We start from the raw sequence: 18,324 nt of genomic DNA, 5'->3' as shown, positions 1-18,324 counted from the left end.
TCAGGAAATGATGATCATCGGCTGGTCGAACTCGACCGGCTGACCGTTCTCCACCAGGATCTCGGCGATGGTGCCGCTCTTGTCTGCCTCGATCTGGTTCATCATCTTCATGGCTTCGACGATGCACACCACGTCGCCGGCTTTCACTGATTGCCCGACTTCCACAAACGCTTTCGCGGTGGGTGAGGGCGAGCGGTAGAAGGTGCCGACCATTGGCGACTTCACCGCATGGCCGGAAGGCTCTGCCGGCTTTGCGGGCTCGTCGGCGGCTGGCGCGGACGGCTGCGGTGAGGCGGGCTGGGGTGCTGGTGACGGATACTGTGCCATATACTGTGGCGCAGCCAGTTGTTCACGACGCCGGGAGATGCGAACAGAATCATCACCCTCGTGAATCTCCAGCTCCTCGACGTCGGATTCCTCCAGCAGTTCGATAAGTTTCTTGATCTTGCGAATGTCCATAGTCAGTCCGATCCCGTTTTAATCAGTTCTATCGATGAATTCGTTGCAGGGCGGCTTCGAGTGCAAGGTCGTACCCCAGGCTGCCCAGCCCGCAGATAACGCCATCGGCGATATCAGAAAAGTATGAGTGATGACGGAATGCTTCCCGCGCATGCACGTTGGAAAGATGGACCTCAATAAACGGTATGCCCGAGGCCAACATGGCGTCCCGCAGTGCAACACTGGTGTGGGTGAACGCCGCCGGGTTGAAGATGATGAAATCAACCCCTTCTGATCTGGCTTCATGTATCCGCTCAATCAGTTCATATTCCGCGTTTGACTGTAAATGTAGCAGGTGATGGCCATCTTCGGCGGCTTTCCGGTGCAAACGGTCGTCAATGTCCGCCAACGACTCGTGGCCGTACACCTCCGGCTCGCGGGTTCCCAGCATGTTCAGGTTGGGGCCATGAAGTACGAGTATGGTCGACATGATTTCGTCTGCCTTGCTGACTTTTTTACAGGATCGTCGAATTTAGCGACATTTTCCCACAATGGTGCGTTCTTGAAGTCTTCAGATCAACACTTTTTGACAATCGGGTGTGTGTCGAAAAGTATCTTATCTCTGTGTCGAAAAGAATCTTACCCACGCACAAGCAATCTTTGTCGTTTGCACGGTCATTGTCGTGAAGGGGGATCAGGAGTTCTATAAGACGTTGGTTTCATAGAACGGCCCCGAGAGCGGGGCGGGGCCGTTGCTGGGGAGAGCCCGCCAGTGGCGTTTGGGCTCAGTCGCCGGCGGCGGTCACGCAGTTGCGGCCCTGGGCCTTGGACCGGTAAAGAGCCTTGTCCGCCCGTTCGCAGAGAGCCTGGGAGGTATCACCCTTCCAGGCGGCAACGCCGCAACTGAAGGTGACATTAAACTCCCGGTCGCCAGCCGGTTGCAGCAGCTCCGAGAAACGCTCGCGGATTTCGTTCAGCACATTGCGGGCATCGCTCTCGCGGGTGTCCGGCAGAATAATGGCAAATTCCTCGCCACCGTATCGGCCAATGTGGTCGGTCTTGCGCAAGCGCTGTTTCAGGAACATGGACAAACTTCGCAGCACGCGGTCGCCAATGGGATGGCCAAACGTGTCATTCACCTTCTTGAAGTAGTCGATGTCGATCATTGCAAAGCACAGTTGCTGGTCTTTCTGCCGCGCCCGCACGATCTCCTGATCGAGCAGGTGCAGGGTATGAGTGTGATTGAACAGGCCGGTGAGGCTGTCGCGGATCATCAGCGCCAGCAGTGACCGGGCGCGGCGGCCCCGATTGTGTATGGTGGAGATCAGGTGTTTCGGGTCAATCGGCTTGGTCAGGAAGTCATCGCCCCCCAGGCTCATGGCATGCAGCTGTTTGGAAACGTCTTCTTCGGCGGATAGGTAGATGATAGGCACGCTATGAAAACGGTCCTGCTGGCGGATTACCCGCGCGATTTCCATGCCGGTGCAGCCAGGCATGTACATGTCCAGAATGATGATCTCCGGCGAGAACGACTCCAGCGCATGAATGATTTCCATCGGATCGGTGATGATGTGGGCATTCATGCCCGCTTTTTTCAGAACCGTTTCCATGAATTTTGCCTGAGCGCGGGAGTCATCCAGCACCAGCACTTTGTAGGGCTCAACGGTATTGCCGTGGGTGTAGGTCTCGATCTTCTCGATCAGCTGGCCGGGGTCAACCGCCGGGTAGAAGAATTCCTCGCCACCGCAGCGGGACGCCCGCAGACGGGTTTGGATGGTGCCATCTTCGTCGCTCATGAAGATGATGGGGATAGGTGTGTCGTGTCGCTCCTGAAGCCGCTCGATGGTGGCAATGCCGCTCAGCGGCTCGCCGCCGTAGTTAACGTCCATCAGGATGGTTTCGGGTTTGTGAAGTGCGCAGGCTTCGATCAGCTTGTCGGCGGTGTTGAACGCTGACGCACGGAAGCCGAAGAACTCAAGCTGGCGGATCAGGCGGCTGGCCATTTCCTCGCTTGCCAGAGCAATATAGACGGGCGTGCGTCGATACTGTTGGGGAGCCTCGCTGGCTTCCTGGTCGGTCCGTCTCAACGTGCATTGGGACAGCTGCTCTATGGCGTCCTGGAGCTTGCGATCCAGGCTTTCGGGAAGCGCGGTGCCTTCCGGCCACTCACCGATCAGGTCAAAAACCTGGCGCCCGGAATCGGCATGGCTTTCCATGTCGAAGCGCTTTGCGTAGCGAACCAGCTTGTCGGCTGCCCTGGCAAAATCGCCCCTGAAGGCGGCAGACTGGCCGGTGTCTTCGTGGATCTTTTGCCATGTATCCAGGACGACGCGCGCCTGGGTGGTGACACGGCGAGCGAAGTGCTGCCTGAGTTTGTCTTTCTGGCTATCGTCGTTCATTGTGCTCCGGCCTGTGTTTTTCTCGTTCTGAGCCGCCCGTTTCCGGTACAAGCGGATATTTTCAACATTAGTCTTTTTGCAGAGTCTATAGTGTTTAATGTTGTCGGCGTAGGTGACGCTGTGTAAATGTTTGTCAACTCTGCGGGGCAGGTCACACCAGATAGCCGACAATCGTTGTTTCAGACTAGGGGCTGCCAGTGATGGCACGGACGCAAAACGACCGACAGATCTCTCGCCAGCAAGGTGTTATTACCTTGCGCAGTCTGCTGTTGCTGTTTACCGGTGGCATGTTGCTGCTAGTGCTGGTGGCGGCGGCCAGCGTCAGTTTTGACCGGTTCCGGGACTACATGTCGGGTCAGCTCCAGGGTCATGCCCGGGATGGTGCCACGGCCATTGGCCTGTCCCTGTCCAATGCCATTGACGGTCGCGATCCAGTGGCCTCGTCTTCATTGATCGATGCGGTTTTCGACAGTGGTCGTTATCTCTCGGTGGTCTACGTCAATAATCAGGGTGAGGAGGTGGCCGGGCGGGAAACCTCCCTGCGTGAGGTGGATGTGCCGGGCTGGTTTGTGGCGCTGGCGGATCTGCCACTGCCGGTGGGTGAAGCGGAAGTGGTGCGCGGCTGGAGTCGACTGGGTAAGGTGCGGGTCGTAAGCCACCCTGGCCGGGCCTACGAAGACCTGTGGGTGGTGACGGTTAGAATCGTGGCCGGCTCTGCCCTGATTGGTGGCCTTGGGTTGATCGGCCTGTTTTGGATGATGACACGCCTGATGCGTCCGCTCAGGGCTGTTGAGAAACAGGCCAGGGCCTTGGGTAAACGGGACTTCAGGCGTCGGGTCGACATTACCTCCACGCGGGAATTGAACCAGGTCACCCACGCTATGAACCAGATGGCGGATGACCTCGGGCGACTTTTTGAAGGGCAGGCCAAACTGATCCAGCACCTGCGCAAGGTGAACAACGAAGACAGCCTGACCGGTCTTGCGAGCCGGCAGGCGTTCGAGCAACGCTTGAAGGTTGAAGTGGAATCGGAAGAGCGGTCCGCCCCCGGGGTGCTGTTCCTGATCCAGTTGGAAGAGTTCGCCCAGTATAACCAGAGTTATGGCCGCGACGAGGCCGACCGCTTGCTGGTTCGCATTGCGGGGGCGCTGAATACGTTTGTCCATGCGCACAGCGATTCGTTCGCCGGCCGCATGACGGGTGCCGGGTTTGCTGTCTTCCTGCCTGGTGTTTCACGTGCCGATGGGGTGATCTGGTGTCGCCAACTGGTCGAAGAGCTGGATGGCATCTATTCCGACCTCTCCGCTCCCATGGATGTGTCTGTTCATGCAGGCATTGCCCAGGCTGCTGAAACCCGCAAAGCGGGCGAGCTTATGTCAGCGGCCGACGAAGCGCTTCGGCAGGCACAGATGGAGGAGGGATCTGCCTGTCATGCCGCTGATCGCGACCGGCCTGAGCACCATGACAGTGAAAAGTGGCGGATCATGATTGGCGAAGCGATCACCCAGGGACAGATGTCGCTGTGGATGCAGCCCATGATCAGCAATGGCGATAACGGGGTGCTGTTCCATCAGGTCTTTTCCCGGATGAGAACGGAGGAAGGCTGGATCAAGGCTGGTATTTTCGTGCCCATGGCGGAACGCTTTGGCATGATCCCCGACATTGATCGCTGGGTCCTTGAGCGTTCCCTGGCGCTTCTGCATACGGAACCAGACACTCGCCTGGCGTTAAGCCTGGGCATGGTTTCGGTGGCCAGTGAGGCATTCCGCAAAGAACTTCTGGAGCAGCTGTCCGCTGCCGGCAAGGAGCGCCGGCGATTGCAGATTGGTATTTCCGAGCAGGCTGTTCACCACCACCGGACGGCGGTAGGACTCCTGGTGCGTGGGTTGAACCGGCTCAAGGTGCCGGTGATTGTCGACCGCTTCGGTGTAGGCGGGGTGCCCTTCAGCTACCTGAGGAATCTGAGGTTCCAGGCACTGCGTATTGATAACAGCTTCGTTCATGATATCGACAGCCATGACGACAACCGCTTCTACCTCGAATCCGTGACGACCATCGCCCACAGCCGCGGCGTGCGGGTCTACGTCACAGGTGTTGAAACAGCCGGTGAATATGCGGCACTGCAGGGTGTCGGTATCGATGGCGCAATGGGGTACCATTTGGGCCGGCCATTTGAGGTGGGACATTAGTGTGTGATCGCGGTTACAGTGCCGAAAAACGCCGCAAATTGCATAAACGTTGCCGTTGCTTCATGGTATTCGCAGTGCGCGAACGGATAGCGTCCGGGATAAAACGACAAACAGGGGAACTGAAAACCGATGCCAGGAAAAATCAGACAGTATTTCAGTGATCGCAAAGACGACGTTCAGGACTACACCGGCGGAGGGGTTGTCGGCAAATTTATACTGGCCGTTGTGGTTGTGTACCTGCTTGTTGCCCTGGTGCTAGGCATGATCTGGAGCAGCGAGCCAGACGTTTTCTCGGTACGCGAACACACACGCGCCGTGGCCAATGAGATGCAGCGTGAACCGGTGGCCGGTTTTGCAACAACGGCAACCATGATCCGGGTGGCGGAGACTCTTCTCGATAAGCCTGGCGGTTACGTTTCGAACGACATATTCCCCCCGGGGCTTTGGCTCGACAACATGCCTAACTGGGAATACGGGGTGCTCGTTCAGCTTCGCGACCTGTCCCGTGCCATGCGCAAGGACATCAGTCGTTCCCAGAGTCAGTCCGCTGAGGACCCTGACCTGACAATTGCTGAGCCTCAGTTCCACTTCGACAGCGGTAGCTGGGCCATTCCCTCCACCGAGGCGGAGTATCGTCGTGGCATCCAGGCCCTGTATAGCTACCTGGACCGCTTATCACGCCCCGATCAACCCAACGCCCAGTTTTTCGCCAGGGCTGACAACCTGGCCAACTGGCTGGCGGACCTGGAAACCCGCCTGGGCAGTCTATCCCGAACGCTTGGTGAGAGTGTTGGCAAAGCGTCAGTGTCCGACGCCGTGTCTAACGTCAATCCCGGCGACCCGCTTTCGGAAGATGTCATGGGCGAGGAGGTCAAGACCTCCTGGACGAAGATAGACGACGTGTTCTATGAGGCGCGCGGCAGTGCCTGGGCTCTGTTGCATATCTTCCGCGCCATTGAAGTGGACTTCCGCAAGGTGCTTAACGACAAGAACGCCCTGGCCAGCGCCAAACAGATCATTATCGAACTGGAAGGTGCGCAGGGTGAAATGTGGAGCCCCGTGATTCTGAACGGCAGCGGCTTCGGTGTGCTGGCCAATCACTCATTGACCATGGCGGCGTACCTGTCCCGCGCCAGTGCTGCGATCAGCGACATGCGTGACCTGCTGACCCGAGGCTGATGCCGGTACAGCATCGCCGCATAAAAAAACCGGGCCACGCAGCCCGGTTTTTTTGTCATCGACTGAAAGCGTCGTCGATCAGCCTTTGTAGGCCTTCACGGACGCTTCGATGGCCTTCTTGGCTTCGGCGGCGTTGGCCCAGCCCTGAACCTTAACCCACTTGCCCGGCTCCAGCGTCTTGTAGTTCTCGAAGAAGTGCTGGATCTGGTCGCGGAGCAGTTGCGGAAGATCTTCCACATCTTTCACGTCGGTGTAGCTCTTGGTGAGCTTGTCGTGGGGTACGGCAACCAGTTTGGCGTCGCCACCGGCTTCGTCTTCCATGTTCAGCACGCCAACCGGGCGGCAGCGAATCACGGAACCGGCCTGAACCGGATACGGGGTCACCACCAGCACGTCAATCGGGTCACCGTCGTCAGCCAGGGTGTGGGGAATGAAGCCGTAGTTGGCCGGGTAGAACATTGGCGTAGCCATGAAGCGGTCTACCAGCAGGGCGCCCATGTCCTTATCCAGCTCATACTTCACCGGGGAGCTGTTGGACGGGATTTCGATGGCCACGTAGATGTCTTCCGGCGGGTTCTTGCCAGCAGGGATATGGTCGAAGTTCATGGTCGATCCTTTCTGAAGTGCGTTTAACTGCGTTTAAAAAGTGGGCGCAATTATACGGGACAATGGTGTGGATCGAAACTAAACGTTGGTATCGCCTTACCGCTACAACCGCATCTGCTTGGCGATCAGTTCCTTCATGATCTCATCGGTACCGCCGCCAATCGACAGGATCTTGCCATCCCGGTAAAGCCGCTCTACGACGGATTCACGCATGTACCCCATGCCGCCGTGAATCTGAACGGCCTCGCGGGTGACTTTCTCGCACACCTCCACCGCAAAGTTCTTCGCCATGGCAACCTGCTTAATCGGGTTCTTGCCCGCCTGCATCAGCGCGGCACAGCGATAGGTATACTCCCGCGCCACGTCCACTTGGGTGGCCATGTCGACCAGCTTGTGACGGGTGACCTGGAATTTGTTCACCGGCCGGCCAAAAGCCTCCCGTTGGCCGGCCCAGGCTATCGAGGCTTCAAGGGCGATTTCGGCTGTCATGTAGGCCATGATGGATAAGCTGAGGCGTTCAAACAGAAAATTGCTCATGATCGCGATAAAGCCCGCATTCTCGGCACCGATCAGGCGGTTGGCAGGCACCCGGCAGTCCTCGAAAAACAGCTCCGCCGTATCGCTGGCCCACCAGCCCATTTTCTTGAGCTTCTTGCCGGTGGAAAAGCCGGGCATATCGCGGTCAATCAACAACAGACTGATGCCACCATGGCCCTCGCCACCGGTGCGTACCGCAACGGTGTAATGATCAGCACGCATGCCGCTGGTGATAAAGGTTTTGCTGCCGTTGACGATGTAGTCATCGCCGTCCCTGACGGCCCGGGTTTTGATGTTGGCAACGTCGGACCCGCCGCCGGGCTCGGTAACTGCCAGCGCGGCAATCTTTTCGCCTCGCAGCACCGGGGGCACAATCGCTTCTTTTACGTCCTGCTGCGCCCACTTCGCCACCGGAGGCAGGCCGATATCCAGCGACCCCAGCCCAGCCACCAGGCCGCCGGAGGTGGATCGCATCAGCTCTTCGGAGACGGCGACTTTCATGAAAATATCGCCTTCACCAATGCCGCCAAGACTTTCCGGAAAACCGACCCCAAGCAGCCCGGCCTCCCCAGCGGTCTTATAAAGCTCCCTGGGGAACTCGCCAGCTTCCTCCCAGTCGTCTATATAGGGCAACACATGAGTGGCAACGAACTTGCGGGCACTCTGGCGAACCTGTTCGTGGGTATCGTTGAAATAATCAGACACGGAAAGCCTCCCTGTGATCAAAAATCATGGAAGCAGTCTCACTCAATTTCAGCAACCAAGCAAGCGCTTGGTTTACAGAAGGCCCGAAAAGAGTCCCTGTCTCTTCACGGTCTCCTCCGTAGTCAGCCGTCCTGTCGGGAGAAACTCTTTACCCCGTCTTCGGTACCCAGCAACAACAAGTCCGCAGGACGCCGAGCAAACAGGCCATTGGTCACAATGCCCACAATGTTGTTCAACTGCTCTTCCACCTGAAGCGGGCGGGAAATATCCAGATTGTGGATGTCCAGGATGATATTGCCGTTGTCGGTGGTGAAACCCTCGCGATAAACCGGGTCGCCGCCGAGCTTGACGATTTCGCGGCCAACGTGGCTGCGAGCCATGGGTACCACCTCCACCGGAAGCGGAAACGCGCCCAGAATATCCACCTTCTTGGACCCATCGGCAATGCAGATAAACGTCTTGGCCACCGCCGCTACGATCTTCTCACGGGTCAGGGCGCCGCCGCCCCCCTTGATCAGCTCCAGGCGTTCATTGGTCTCATCGGCACCGTCGATATAAAACTCAAGGGGGCCGGCACTGTTGAGGTCGTAAACCGGAATACCATGGCTCTTCAGACGCTCAGCCGTGGCGTCGGAACTGGCGACGGCGCCATCGAAATCGGTGCGGATATCCGCCAGCAGATCGATGAAACAGTTGGCCGTACTGCCGGTACCCACGCCGATAACGCTCTCCTGATCCAGGTGCGGCCTGATATGGTCCAGTGCGGCCTTGGCGACGGCTTTCTTCAGTTCGTCCTGATTCATCGATCGACTCCGGTTTTGCAGGAAAGTGTGGTTAAAGCCGCCATTATAGCCCTTCTGTGGGGCGAGCTTATAGACGGAACCCCGGCAAAGTTTCTACACTGTCCGTTTTCCCAACGACAATCCAACTCCGGACGGACCCATGCCGCAACGCTACATAAAGAAAATCCTCGATGCCCGTGTTTACGACGTGGCCATCGAGACTCCGCTGACCGAGGCCCGTAGCCTCTCAAAGCGCTTTGGCAACAACATTCTGCTCAAGCGCGAAGACCTTCAGCCGGTGTTTTCTTTCAAGATTCGTGGCGCCTACAACCGGATTGCGCAGCTCTCTGAAGAGCAGAAAGCCAAGGGCGTGATTTGTGCCTCTGCTGGCAACCATGCCCAGGGCGTGGCCCTGGCTTCCAAGAACCTGGGTATCAAGGCGGTCATCGTCATGCCTCAGACCACGCCAGAGATCAAAGTGCGGTCTGTGCGTGATCACGGCGCCAAAGTGGTTCTCAAGGGCGACGCTTTTGATGAGGCCGCAGCCCATGCTCAGGAGCTGATTGCGAAGCACGGCTACACCTACATCCCGCCCTATGACGACCCGGACGTCATCGCCGGGCAGGGCACTGTGGCCATGGAAATCATGTGGCAGTTCAGCAAACCCATCCATGCCATCTTTATCTGCGTTGGCGGCGGCGGACTGATTGCTGGCATGGCTGCCTACATCAAATACCTGCGCCCGGAAATCAAGGTGATTGGCGTTGAACCCGAGGATTCCAACTGCCTGCAGGCGGCCATGAAGGCTGGCAAGCGGGTGGTACTGGACGAAGTGGGCATCTTCGCGGATGGCGTGGCCGTCAAGCAGATCGGCAAATACCCCTGGGAGATCTGCAAGGATCACGTAGACGAGGTGATCACCGTCTCCACCGACGAAATCTGCGCCGCCATCAAGGATGTCTTCGAAGACACCCGCTCCATCGCCGAACCGGCTGGTGCGCTCGGCGTGGCTGGTATCAAGAAGTACATCGAGCGCGAACAGATCGAGAATGAAAACCTGGTGGCCACCCTCAGTGGGGCCAACATGAACTTCGATCGTTTGCGCTATATCTCGGAGCGCACGGAAATCGGTGAAAAGCGCGAGGCCATCCTGGCGGTGACCATCCCGGAAAAACCAGGGGCCTTCAAGACGTTCATCAACGCCCTGCACAAGCGTAGCATCACCGAGTTCAATTACCGCTACGCCGATGCCACCAATGCGACCATCTTCGTGGGCATCCAGATTGCGGCGGGCGGCCATGGCCGTGAAGATCTTATCCAGGACCTGCGGGAAACCGGGTACTCAGTGATTGACCTGACCGAGAGCGATCTGGCGAAGCAGCACATTCGCCATATGGTGGGTGGTCATGCGCCAACCATCACCAACGAGAAGGTTTTCCAGTTCGAGTTCCCGGAGCGCCCGGGCGCCTTGCTGAAGTTCCTGATGTCCTTGGGCACGCGCTGGAACATCTCCATGTTCCATTACCGCAACCACGGTGCGGCCTACAGTCGTGTTCTGCTGGGCGCCCAGGTGGAAGACGACGAAGTGAAAGACTTCGAGAAGATGCTCGACAAGGTTGGCTTCCGCTACGAAAACATGACTGACAATGAGGCTTATCAGCTGTTTTTGGGAGCCGGGAACAACAAGTCTTCTTAATTTTCTGCGAGAACCGGGGAGGAAGCCCCCTCCCGAAACACGCTCAAGCACATCCATGTGGCGCTTGAGCTCCGCCATCCATGGCTCCGCACAGTTTCGGGAGGGGGCTTCCTCCCCAGTTCGGCAAACTTTGGAGCGGCTTACAAAAATTTAATCTGTGAAAAATTGTAAAACGCAGGATAGGTGTTAGTCTTTCGTCTAATTCTTGAAAACAAGAATAGTCAACTGATTTAGATCGATTTTACTATTTAAAATACCGGAGAATCCCCTCATGGGCCGCAAGCCTGACATTATCCGGACGGTCGTGCTGATTTTCGCCGTTGGCCTTGTTATTACTGGCTTCACATCACTTCAGGCCTCTGACGATGAGCCTACGGCCTCCGATAGCGAAGCCTTTACAGTGTCCGCCGTTCGAGACTAAACCTTACCGAAAGCTCTTCGATCTCATTCGGTAACGCTCTCTGTCAGTCACCACACTGTGCAGAGGGATATCCCAGGGTTCCAGCGGTAACTCCGATACTTTTTGACAGTCATGGGCCAGCCCGATCAGCTTTGGGGCCAGTCGTGGCCGGATTCGCGTGAACGCAAAGGTGCGATCATAGAAGCCGCCACCCATGCCCAGGCGGCCACCGAAACCATCAAATCCCACCAGCGGAAACAGCACTGCGTCCAGCGCCCATGGTGGCCGCTCCAGCCCCTTGTGGAAGGGTGGTTCCGGAATGCCAAAGCGGTTGGCTGTCAGCTCGGTGCCATCGGTAAAAGGGCTAAAAACCAGCCTGCCGCGGTGCACCGGATGCAGCACCGGCAAATAGAAGTGAATGCCTCGCCTGCGGGCAACATGAACGTACACCTGGGGATCAATTTCACCGTCGTTGGGCAGGTATACGGCAACGTGGCGGGCCCTGAAAAGGTCAGGATGTTTCAACAGGTTCAGCGCAAGCTGGTCAGCGGCAATCTTTTGTTCTTCCACAGACAGCGAGCGGCGCTTCTTCCGAAGGGCCTTGCGAAGATTGCTTCGGGATTGCGAGTCAGGGTGCTCTTCAAAGGGCTGGGGTGAGACAACGTTGGTCAACATAGAGCTTTTTCTACCATCGGGCTGCCCCCGTTGTACAGAAAAATGTCGCCTGTCACCGGTCTCTGGTTGTGTCGATGTGGCGAGCCGATAGGCTATCATTGGCCCTTCAAACTTTTCGTTCAACAGCAGGTCGACCCATGAACCATGATGCATTAACGAGTGTCCTCGAATCAGACGGCGAAGAACGATACGACTATTTCCTGAGCCAGGTCGGGGAGGAGCGTGAAATCTGGATTCTGGTGAATGCGGATAATCGCTTCCTCAAGATCGTGTCTGAAGATGGCGATGTGGAGTACCTGCCGGTATGGCCCAGTGAGGCATTCGCGGTGGAGTATGGTAAGGGTTCCGACGATCTCACGCCTAAGCGTATTCCGTTGCCGGATTTTTTCAGGAAATGGGTGCCGGGTTTGACGAAAGATGGTCTGGACGTTGGGGTGTTGCCCGGTATGGATGAAACCCTGTGGATAACCGAGCCAGAAGAGCTGAAACGCGACCTGCAGGATGAATTGTCGAGTTTCTGAGGATCTTGGTTGAAAGTAAAGCTTCCCGGGCTGCCGTTATCGGATGTGGCCCTTGAACCCAAAGTTCAAGGTCGGTGGCCGCTGTGACATATTAGGCTTTCCCCGTATGGGGACGTGCTCACAATGCCCTGAAGTAGCCACCTGGGTAGTGCGCATCGGCTCGAGGACGAATCCGACCAGCGAACAGCCCAGGAAGTTAGATTCATTATACGGGCATTGCCGGGGCTGATTGCAACACCTGAATCGGATTCCTGCGCAAAGACTAGTTACCGGTGCCTTCGCCCAAAGCGGTATCGAGCTTTTCGTCCATGTCGTTGAGAATCGAACTGGCGGTGTCCGACATGGTGTCCCGCTCTAGCATGTCATTGGTGATGTTGAGAGCTGCCATCACGGCGATACGTTCGGTACCGAATACCTTGCCGCTGGCACGTATTTCCCGCATTTTGGTGTCCAGGTGCCTGGCGGAGCGGAGAAGGGCTTCCTGCTCTTCCTGCGGGCAGGCGACCAGGTATTCCTTGTCGAGAATCTTGACTTCGACGGTTGTCGGCTGCTGTGGCATCAGTGGTGCTCCAGGGCCCGGAGGCGGCCTATCATGGCTTCGATCTTGTTTTTGGCAAGATCATTCTTGTGCATGAGCTGCGCCCGCTCACGGTTCCAGTCGTCCTGCAGCTCGCGCAGCATCGCGTTGTCACGTTCCAGTTTGCGACAGTGTTCGATCAATCTGTCGAGTTTGTCCGCCAGTGCCTGTAGTTCGGACTGTTCCATGAGTCGTCCAACGCCTGTATCAAAGAAGTGAACTAACTATAAGTGTGGACTGCAAGTTGGTCAATTTACAGGGATGTCATGGCCTGCGTTGCGTGACGTCCGTCACTCTGGGGCCACGTGTCCCAGCCCCTGTTTTCGGCTGCCCCGCCAGGCCTGGAGTGCTGGAATCAGTCCCACGAGCAACGCTGCCAGAGGGACGCTGGCGATGATCGACCATTCCGTTGCATTCAGCGGCCGCAAGCCTACCTGAACGCCCCATGTATCCAGTAGCCAGGGGCTAAGAGCCGCGATGCCGGCCGCTCCGGCCAGGATCGCGAGCCCGCAGGCCGCAATGGCCAGCAGAATGCATTCGATCACGTGCAATGCCGCGATGAGGGCGGGCGAAGCCCCGGTAGCCCTGAGAATCGCCACTTCCTGCCGCCGCTGCGCTTGCAGAGTCAGCAACACGGCCACGAGCCCGACCAGGCTGGTGACCACGACAAAGCCGGTGATGCCCAGCAAGGCTTTTTCGAACTGACCCATGATTCTCCAGAGTTCGCTGAGCGCCACCCCCGGGAGAATCGCCGACAACGGTTCGAGCTGCGATTCGTTGATCTGGCGCTGAACCTGAAAAGTCAGCACTTTCCGGTCGATGCCCACGAATGCGGCGGTAATCGCGTCCGGTGTGAGGTCCCTCTGCCTGGCCTGTTCGGGCGTGACGGTTCGCCCGGGGATGGCAACACCGGATTCCCAGCCAATATGGATGGCTTCGAGGCCCTCCAGGCTGACGTAAACTGCCTGGTCCACCGGTGTGCCAGTGGGAGCGAGGATGCCAGTGACCGTAAACGGAGTGTCCTTGTGGTTGGAGAAGCTGGTCTTGCCGCCGCCATGGGACAGGACAACCCTGTCGCCAGTCTGGTGAGCGTGCTTGCGGGCTACTTCGGCCCCCAACACCACGTCGAAGACATCGGCGAACCATTCTCCCTCGGCCAATGCGGGTTTCTGGTCCCGACCGTAGCGGAAATGTTCCGGGAACTGCTCGCTGGTGCCGACAACCCGGTGCCCGCGATAACTGTCGCCCAGGGATATGGGCACCAGCCAGCCGATGCGCTCATCCTCCTGCAGTTTCTCGTAGGTACTCCAGCGGATGTTATTGGTGGCGTCACCGATGTGAAAGACCGTGTACAGCAGCAGGTTCAGCTGACCGCTGCGAGCGCCCACGATCAGGTCGGTGCCGGAGATGGTGCTGGTAAAGGACTGCTTCACTTCGGTGCGAAGGTACTGAACGCCCAGAAGCAGGGTGATGCTGAGCGTCAGGGTCAGGGTTACCAGCGCCAGTACCCTGCGCCGATACCAGAGGCTTGCCATGGCCAGAGACAGTGCCAGCCGCAGGTTCATGGGGTCACCTCCAGGGCCAGTTGGTGGTTAAAGCGTTGGGCCAGGCTCTTGTCGTGACTGACAAAGACAACGGATGAGTGTTTTTCTGCCGCCAGCCCCAGCAACAACTCGATAAAGCGGTCCCGGTTGTCGCTGTCCAGGGCCGAGGTGGGCTCGTCGGCGAGGATCAGTTCCGGGGCGCCGGTCAGTGCCCGGGCGGCGGCTACTCGCTGTTGTTGCCCGACGCTGAGGGTGGTAACACGCCGGTGCCAATGGCTCTGGGGGATGCCCAGGGCAGTCAGCAGGGATTTCGCTTCTGCCTCCGGCGAAGACAAGGCCCGCGCTCGGCGTTTCCGTGAAAGCTTGCAGGGCAGTGTGACGTTGTCCAGCGTGCTCAGGTAGGGCACCAGGTTGAACTGCTGGAAGATAACGCCCATGTGGTCGGCCCTGAATCGGTCGCGTTGGCCGCTGGTCAGGCCTGCCAGGTCTGTGCCCAGTAATTCCAGGCGACCGGTGTCCGGCACGATCAGGCCTCCCATCAGGCTCAGGAGTGTGCTCTTGCCGCTACCGCTGGGGCCTCGCAGGAAAAGGTGTTCACCGCTGTTCAGTGTTACGTCAGGATAGCGGATGCCCGGCTGGGTCCGGTCCCAGCGAAAAGTGAGTTCGCTGATGCGGAGGGTTTGCCGTGGGGTTACGGAACTCTCTGAGGTTACGGAACTATCTTTGTGCAAGTCTGTCTTGCCGGTCATGTCAGGCATTGGTCATCCGGTGTATGATCCCTGAATCGTTACAGGAGACGTCAGTTTTATGTCAGAACCTCTGGAATCCCGCTCGCGGCAACGCTCTCTGTTCGCCACCCTGTGTATGGTGGCGCTGGTCGCGGCCTTCAGTCTTTCAACCGCCGTTAGCGCAAAAGACGCCTCGCAAGAGATCGACTGGCTGGAATTGATGCCAGAGGAGGATCTCAACCTACTCGAGAATATGCCAGAAGTCTCCCACGAGGGTGACGGCCCTGCCACATTGCCGGACGAGATTATGACAGGCCGCGTGGTGCCTGAAATGGATGGCCGGTCGGGCCGGATTCCGGGTTTCGTCGTGCCGCTGAAAACCACACAGGATATGCGCATTCTGGAGTTTTTCCTGGTGCCATACTATGGCGCCTGCATACACGTGCCGCCACCTCCTCCAAACCAGATCATCCATGTGAAGTACAAGAAGGGCTTCAAGCTGGAAGCACTCTACGATCCGGTGTGGATTGAGGGCACCCTGAAGATCGAGAAGACCGAGAACGACATTGCTTCGTCCTCCTACTCCATCGTGGCGGAGAACGTCTCACCCTACGAGGAGTAATGTCTCTGCAGGGCGTTTATAGGTCAGTTGTTGACAGTAAATGCCCGGTTTGAGGGTGTCAGCCGGGCACTACCCTGGCCAGAGGGGCTGACCCATTCGACGGTGAGTTCCTTCATGCCCTCGAACCTCTCCATCAGTGCCGATGTGAACGCCTGGTCGGCGTCGAGGTGGTTGCATTCCAGTTGCTGGGATACGTCGTATTCCCGATGAGTGGTTTCCCCATGATGTTCTTCGTCGTGATGATCGTGCTCGTCGTGGCCGTGATCGTGATGAGTATCCCCGCTATGGTTTTCTTCTCCCCCGCCGAGTTCCACGGCTGTGGCTGTCACGCGGCAGTCGGCCGCTGCGGTGTCGACCAGCGGCGTGGTTTCCAGCCAGCGGTTGATGTCCGCCAACCGGCCTTTTTCTGCCTCCGTGCGGGCGCCATGCTCGAACCCGGCGAGGTTGTAGGCCGGGGAATTGAGCATCAGGTCAATACGGTTTTCTTCCACCGCCATCTGCAATCGGGCATGGCCGTGCTCGTGGGCGCCGGGATTGTCGGCGGCCAGCGCCATCGGTGCCAGGCTGCAGGCGGCGACCATACATCCAAGTGTATGCAGCGAGCGTGGACGGTTGGGGGGTAAGCGTTTAGCGGACATGGCAGGCGGCTCTCCTTGAAATTGATATGTTATAACATAATTTACTCTTTCCCGGTCCGGAATCAAGAGGGCAAGTGTCTTAAATGCGCCTGAATGCTAGGATAGGGCCTTCACTCATTCATACAGGACCGTCCCGTTTCATGTCCGAAACCGACACCTCCAACGCCCGCGCCGTCGCCTTTGAGCGCTGGGCGAATATGTTCACCGCTCACAAGGCTTTCAGTCATCCATCAGAGCTCCATGGCGTGCTTTGTGGCCGGCTCGCTGCCGGCGCTCGTATCAATGAAGAAGAATGGCTGGCCATGGTGTGTGAGCACATGGGCCTGCCCCAGGCTGCGACCGACGAATCGGACGAACTGCGGGAATTTATGGCCTCGGCCTATAGCCAGACGCTTGAGCTGTTGAAGGCTACCGATATGAGTTTTCAGCCCTTGCTGCCGGACGATGATTACGCCATCGAACAGCGACTGGAAGCGCTCACCTCCTGGGTGCGGGGTTTCCTGGAGGGCATGGCGCTGTCCGCTGGTCAGGCACTGGGTGAGGCGCCGGACGAGATTCGCGAACTCATTGAAGATCTGGTGGCGATCAGTCAGGTGGCCGACGATGACGAGCCGGACGATGAAAGCGAGCAACAATTGATGGAAATCGTCGAATATGTACGGCTGGGGGCGCTAGCGGTGTTCACTGAGTTCAATCCGCCGGAAAAGCCGTCACCCAATACCCCGACTTTGCACTGAACAACGCTGATACCCGTGGGAGACTTCATGGCTTCACTGATACCCGTCAAGGAATTCAACGATCGCCGGCACCGGCTGATGGAAAGAATGGCGCCGGATAGCATTGCCATACTGCCAGCCGCCCCTGAACGGGTGCGCAACCGGGATGTCCTGCATCCGTTTCGCCAGGACAGTGACTTCCATTACCTGACGGGGTTTGGTGAGCCGGAAGCGGTCCTGGTTCTGATTCCCGGCCGGGAGCATGGAGAGTCCGTACTTTTCTGTAAGGAACGAAACCCGGAAAAGGAGCTTTGGGATGGCTTCCTGGCAGGCCCCGAGGGTGCCATCGAGACCTTCGGCCTGGACGATGCCTTTCCCATTGCCGATATTGACGACATCCTGCCCGGCATGATCGAAGGCCGCAGCCGGGTGTATTACCCACTGGGCAAAGATCATAATTTTGATGCCAAGGTGATGGACTGGGTCAAGCTGATTCGCAGCAAGGTGCGTTCGGGGGCCCATCCGCCCGGCGAGTTCGTAGCCTTGGAACACTTGCTCCACGACCTGCGCCTGTACAAGAGCGCGGCGGAAATCAAGGTGATGGCAAGGGCCGGCGAGATCAGTTGTGAGGCCCACAAGCGGGCGATGAAGAGGGCCGGCAAAGGGGTCTTTGAATACGCCCTGGAAGCCGAGCTGATCCACACGTTTATGGAAAACGGTGCCCGCTCCACGGCCTATCCGTCGATTGTGGGGGGCGGCCAGAACGCCTGCATCCTCCACTACATTGAAAACAGCGCCCCGTTGAACGATGGCGACCTGGTGCTGATTGATGCGGGCTGTGAACTGGAATGCTATGCCTCCGATATTACCCGTACCTTCCCGGTCAGCGGAAGGTTCAGCGATGAGCAGCGGGCCCTGTATGAAGTGGTGCTGGCGGCCCAGTACGCGGCCATTGAGGAAGTTCGTCCCGGGAATCACTGGGACCATCCCCACCAGGCCGCACTGAAAGTACTTACCCAGGGCTTGATCGATCTTGGCCTGCTCAAGGATACGACGGTAGAGCAGGCCATCGAGGAACAGGCATTCAAGCCGTTCTTCATGCACCGTACCGGCCATTGGCTTGGCCTGGATGTGCATGATGTCGGGGACTACAAGGTGGGCGATGCGTGGCGCGAACTGGAGCCGGGCATGGCACTGACCGTGGAGCCTGGGCTATATGTGGCGCCGGACAACACCAGCGTGGATGCGAAATGGCGTGGTATCGGCATTCGCATCGAGGATGACGTGGTGGTGACGAAGGAGGGCTGTCGGGTACTCACCGAGGCGGTCCCCAAGACCATTCCCGAGATTGAAGCGCTGATGGCCGACTGAC

At 58.0% G+C, this 18,324-nt stretch carries 20 protein-coding genes and 1 other RNA gene; 8 read left to right on the top strand and 13 right to left on the bottom strand.

Going from position 1 to position 18,324, the window contains the following annotated elements:
• From accB to B2590_RS03925, 3 genes are all read right to left on the bottom strand, one after another.
• Positions 1-459, bottom strand: coding sequence for an acetyl-CoA carboxylase biotin carboxyl carrier protein (accB, locus tag B2590_RS03935; protein WP_007154161.1), 459 nt, complete (start codon positions 457-459; stop codon positions 1-3).
• Positions 460-487: 28 nt separating this feature from the next.
• Positions 488-928, bottom strand: coding sequence for a type II 3-dehydroquinate dehydratase (gene aroQ, locus B2590_RS03930; protein WP_036210542.1), 441 nt, complete (start codon positions 926-928; stop codon positions 488-490).
• 295 nt (positions 929-1,223) lie between these two features.
• The gene (locus B2590_RS03925) at positions 1,224-2,837 is read right to left on the bottom strand and encodes a diguanylate cyclase (RefSeq protein WP_036210539.1); all 1,614 of its coding nucleotides are present in this window, start codon (positions 2,835-2,837) and stop codon (positions 1,224-1,226) included.
• Positions 2,838-3,037: 200 nt separating this feature from the next.
• On the opposite strand from B2590_RS03925, the gene B2590_RS03920 reads away from it, so the two are divergent.
• Positions 3,038-5,026, top strand: a complete 1,989-nt coding sequence (locus tag B2590_RS03920) for a bifunctional diguanylate cyclase/phosphodiesterase (RefSeq protein WP_286810767.1) — start codon at positions 3,038-3,040, stop codon at positions 5,024-5,026.
• 129 nt (positions 5,027-5,155) lie between these two features.
• Positions 5,156-6,205 carry a DUF2333 family protein gene (locus B2590_RS03915; RefSeq protein ID WP_036210533.1) on the top strand — a complete coding sequence of 350 codons (1,050 nt, stop codon included), beginning with the start codon at positions 5,156-5,158 and terminating at the stop codon, positions 6,203-6,205.
• Between the two features lie 78 nt (positions 6,206-6,283).
• On the opposite strand, the gene ppa is transcribed toward B2590_RS03915, so the two are convergent.
• The 3 genes from ppa to rpiA form a co-directional block, all read right to left on the bottom strand.
• Positions 6,284-6,811 carry an inorganic diphosphatase gene (gene ppa / locus B2590_RS03910; RefSeq protein ID WP_036210530.1) on the bottom strand — a complete coding sequence of 176 codons (528 nt, stop codon included), beginning with the start codon at positions 6,809-6,811 and terminating at the stop codon, positions 6,284-6,286.
• A gap of 102 nt (positions 6,812-6,913) precedes the next feature.
• Positions 6,914-8,053: an acyl-CoA dehydrogenase family protein gene (locus tag B2590_RS03905; RefSeq protein ID WP_126811462.1), complete on the bottom strand. Its 1,140-nt coding sequence runs from the start codon at positions 8,051-8,053 to the stop codon at positions 6,914-6,916.
• A 122-nt stretch (positions 8,054-8,175) separates the two neighbouring features.
• Positions 8,176-8,856, bottom strand: coding sequence for a ribose-5-phosphate isomerase RpiA (gene rpiA, locus B2590_RS03900; RefSeq protein WP_036210524.1), 681 nt, complete (start codon positions 8,854-8,856; stop codon positions 8,176-8,178).
• A 139-nt stretch (positions 8,857-8,995) separates the two neighbouring features.
• On the opposite strand from rpiA, the gene ilvA reads away from it, so the two are divergent.
• Positions 8,996-10,531, top strand: coding sequence for a threonine ammonia-lyase, biosynthetic (ilvA, locus tag B2590_RS03895; RefSeq protein WP_036210522.1), 1,536 nt, complete (start codon positions 8,996-8,998; stop codon positions 10,529-10,531).
• A 271-nt stretch (positions 10,532-10,802) separates the two neighbouring features.
• Positions 10,803-10,952 (top strand): hypothetical protein, encoded by a 150-nt coding sequence (locus tag B2590_RS03890; RefSeq protein ID WP_164732102.1) that lies wholly within the window; start codon positions 10,803-10,805, stop codon positions 10,950-10,952.
• A 3-nt stretch (positions 10,953-10,955) separates the two neighbouring features.
• Here the strand turns inward: B2590_RS03890 and B2590_RS03885 are convergent, their stop codons facing one another.
• A complete protein-coding gene (locus B2590_RS03885) occupies positions 10,956-11,606 on the bottom strand; it encodes a 5-formyltetrahydrofolate cyclo-ligase (RefSeq protein ID WP_036210520.1) in 651 nt (216 codons plus the stop codon).
• 137 nt (positions 11,607-11,743) lie between these two features.
• Here B2590_RS03885 and B2590_RS03880 point away from each other — a divergent pair, with 137 nt between their 5' ends.
• A complete protein-coding gene (locus tag B2590_RS03880) occupies positions 11,744-12,127 on the top strand; it encodes a DUF2750 domain-containing protein (protein ID WP_036210518.1) in 384 nt (127 codons plus the stop codon).
• Positions 12,128-12,145: 18 nt separating this feature from the next.
• On the opposite strand, the gene ssrS is transcribed toward B2590_RS03880, so the two are convergent.
• From ssrS to B2590_RS03855, 5 genes are all read right to left on the bottom strand, one after another.
• A non-coding RNA gene (ssrS, locus tag B2590_RS03875) (6S RNA) lies at positions 12,146-12,325 on the bottom strand.
• Positions 12,326-12,389: 64 nt separating this feature from the next.
• On the bottom strand, positions 12,390-12,686 hold the full coding sequence (locus tag B2590_RS03870; protein ID WP_286810768.1) for a cell division protein ZapA: 297 nt from the start codon (positions 12,684-12,686) through the stop codon (positions 12,390-12,392).
• On the bottom strand, positions 12,686-12,892 hold the full coding sequence (locus B2590_RS03865) for a TIGR02449 family protein (RefSeq protein ID WP_007153200.1): 207 nt from the start codon (positions 12,890-12,892) through the stop codon (positions 12,686-12,688). Before B2590_RS03865 ends, B2590_RS03870 begins: the two co-directional genes overlap by 1 nt.
• A gap of 102 nt (positions 12,893-12,994) precedes the next feature.
• A complete protein-coding gene (locus B2590_RS03860) occupies positions 12,995-14,269 on the bottom strand; it encodes an ABC transporter permease (protein WP_085678890.1) in 1,275 nt (424 codons plus the stop codon).
• Complete coding sequence (locus B2590_RS03855; protein WP_081899319.1) at positions 14,266-15,006, bottom strand: ABC transporter ATP-binding protein; 741 nt, start codon at positions 15,004-15,006, stop codon at positions 14,266-14,268. The genes B2590_RS03860 and B2590_RS03855 overlap by 4 nt, the downstream gene beginning before the upstream one ends.
• Positions 15,007-15,055: 49 nt before the next feature.
• On the opposite strand from B2590_RS03855, the gene B2590_RS03850 reads away from it, so the two are divergent.
• The gene (locus B2590_RS03850) at positions 15,056-15,598 is read left to right on the top strand and encodes a DUF3299 domain-containing protein (protein ID WP_126811468.1); all 543 of its coding nucleotides are present in this window, start codon (positions 15,056-15,058) and stop codon (positions 15,596-15,598) included.
• A gap of 23 nt (positions 15,599-15,621) precedes the next feature.
• Here B2590_RS03850 and B2590_RS03845 read toward each other — a convergent pair whose 3' ends face one another.
• A complete protein-coding gene (locus B2590_RS03845; protein WP_081899318.1) occupies positions 15,622-16,236 on the bottom strand; it encodes a ZrgA family zinc uptake protein in 615 nt (204 codons plus the stop codon).
• 140 nt (positions 16,237-16,376) lie between these two features.
• On the opposite strand from B2590_RS03845, the gene B2590_RS03840 reads away from it, so the two are divergent.
• Positions 16,377-16,973: a UPF0149 family protein gene (locus B2590_RS03840; RefSeq protein WP_036210508.1), complete on the top strand. Its 597-nt coding sequence runs from the start codon at positions 16,377-16,379 to the stop codon at positions 16,971-16,973.
• Positions 16,974-17,000: 27 nt separating this feature from the next.
• Positions 17,001-18,323: a Xaa-Pro aminopeptidase gene (gene pepP, locus B2590_RS03835; protein ID WP_036210505.1), complete on the top strand. Its 1,323-nt coding sequence runs from the start codon at positions 17,001-17,003 to the stop codon at positions 18,321-18,323.
• The last annotated feature ends 1 nt before the right edge of the window (position 18,324 follow it).

It is taken from the genome of Marinobacter sp. UBA3604 (genome assembly GCF_002375325.1).
GTDB classification, from domain to species: domain Bacteria; phylum Pseudomonadota; class Gammaproteobacteria; order Pseudomonadales; family Oleiphilaceae; genus Marinobacter; species Marinobacter salarius.
The sequence above is the reverse complement of the archived record's forward strand: the minus strand, read 5'-3'. Positions and strand labels throughout refer to the sequence as shown.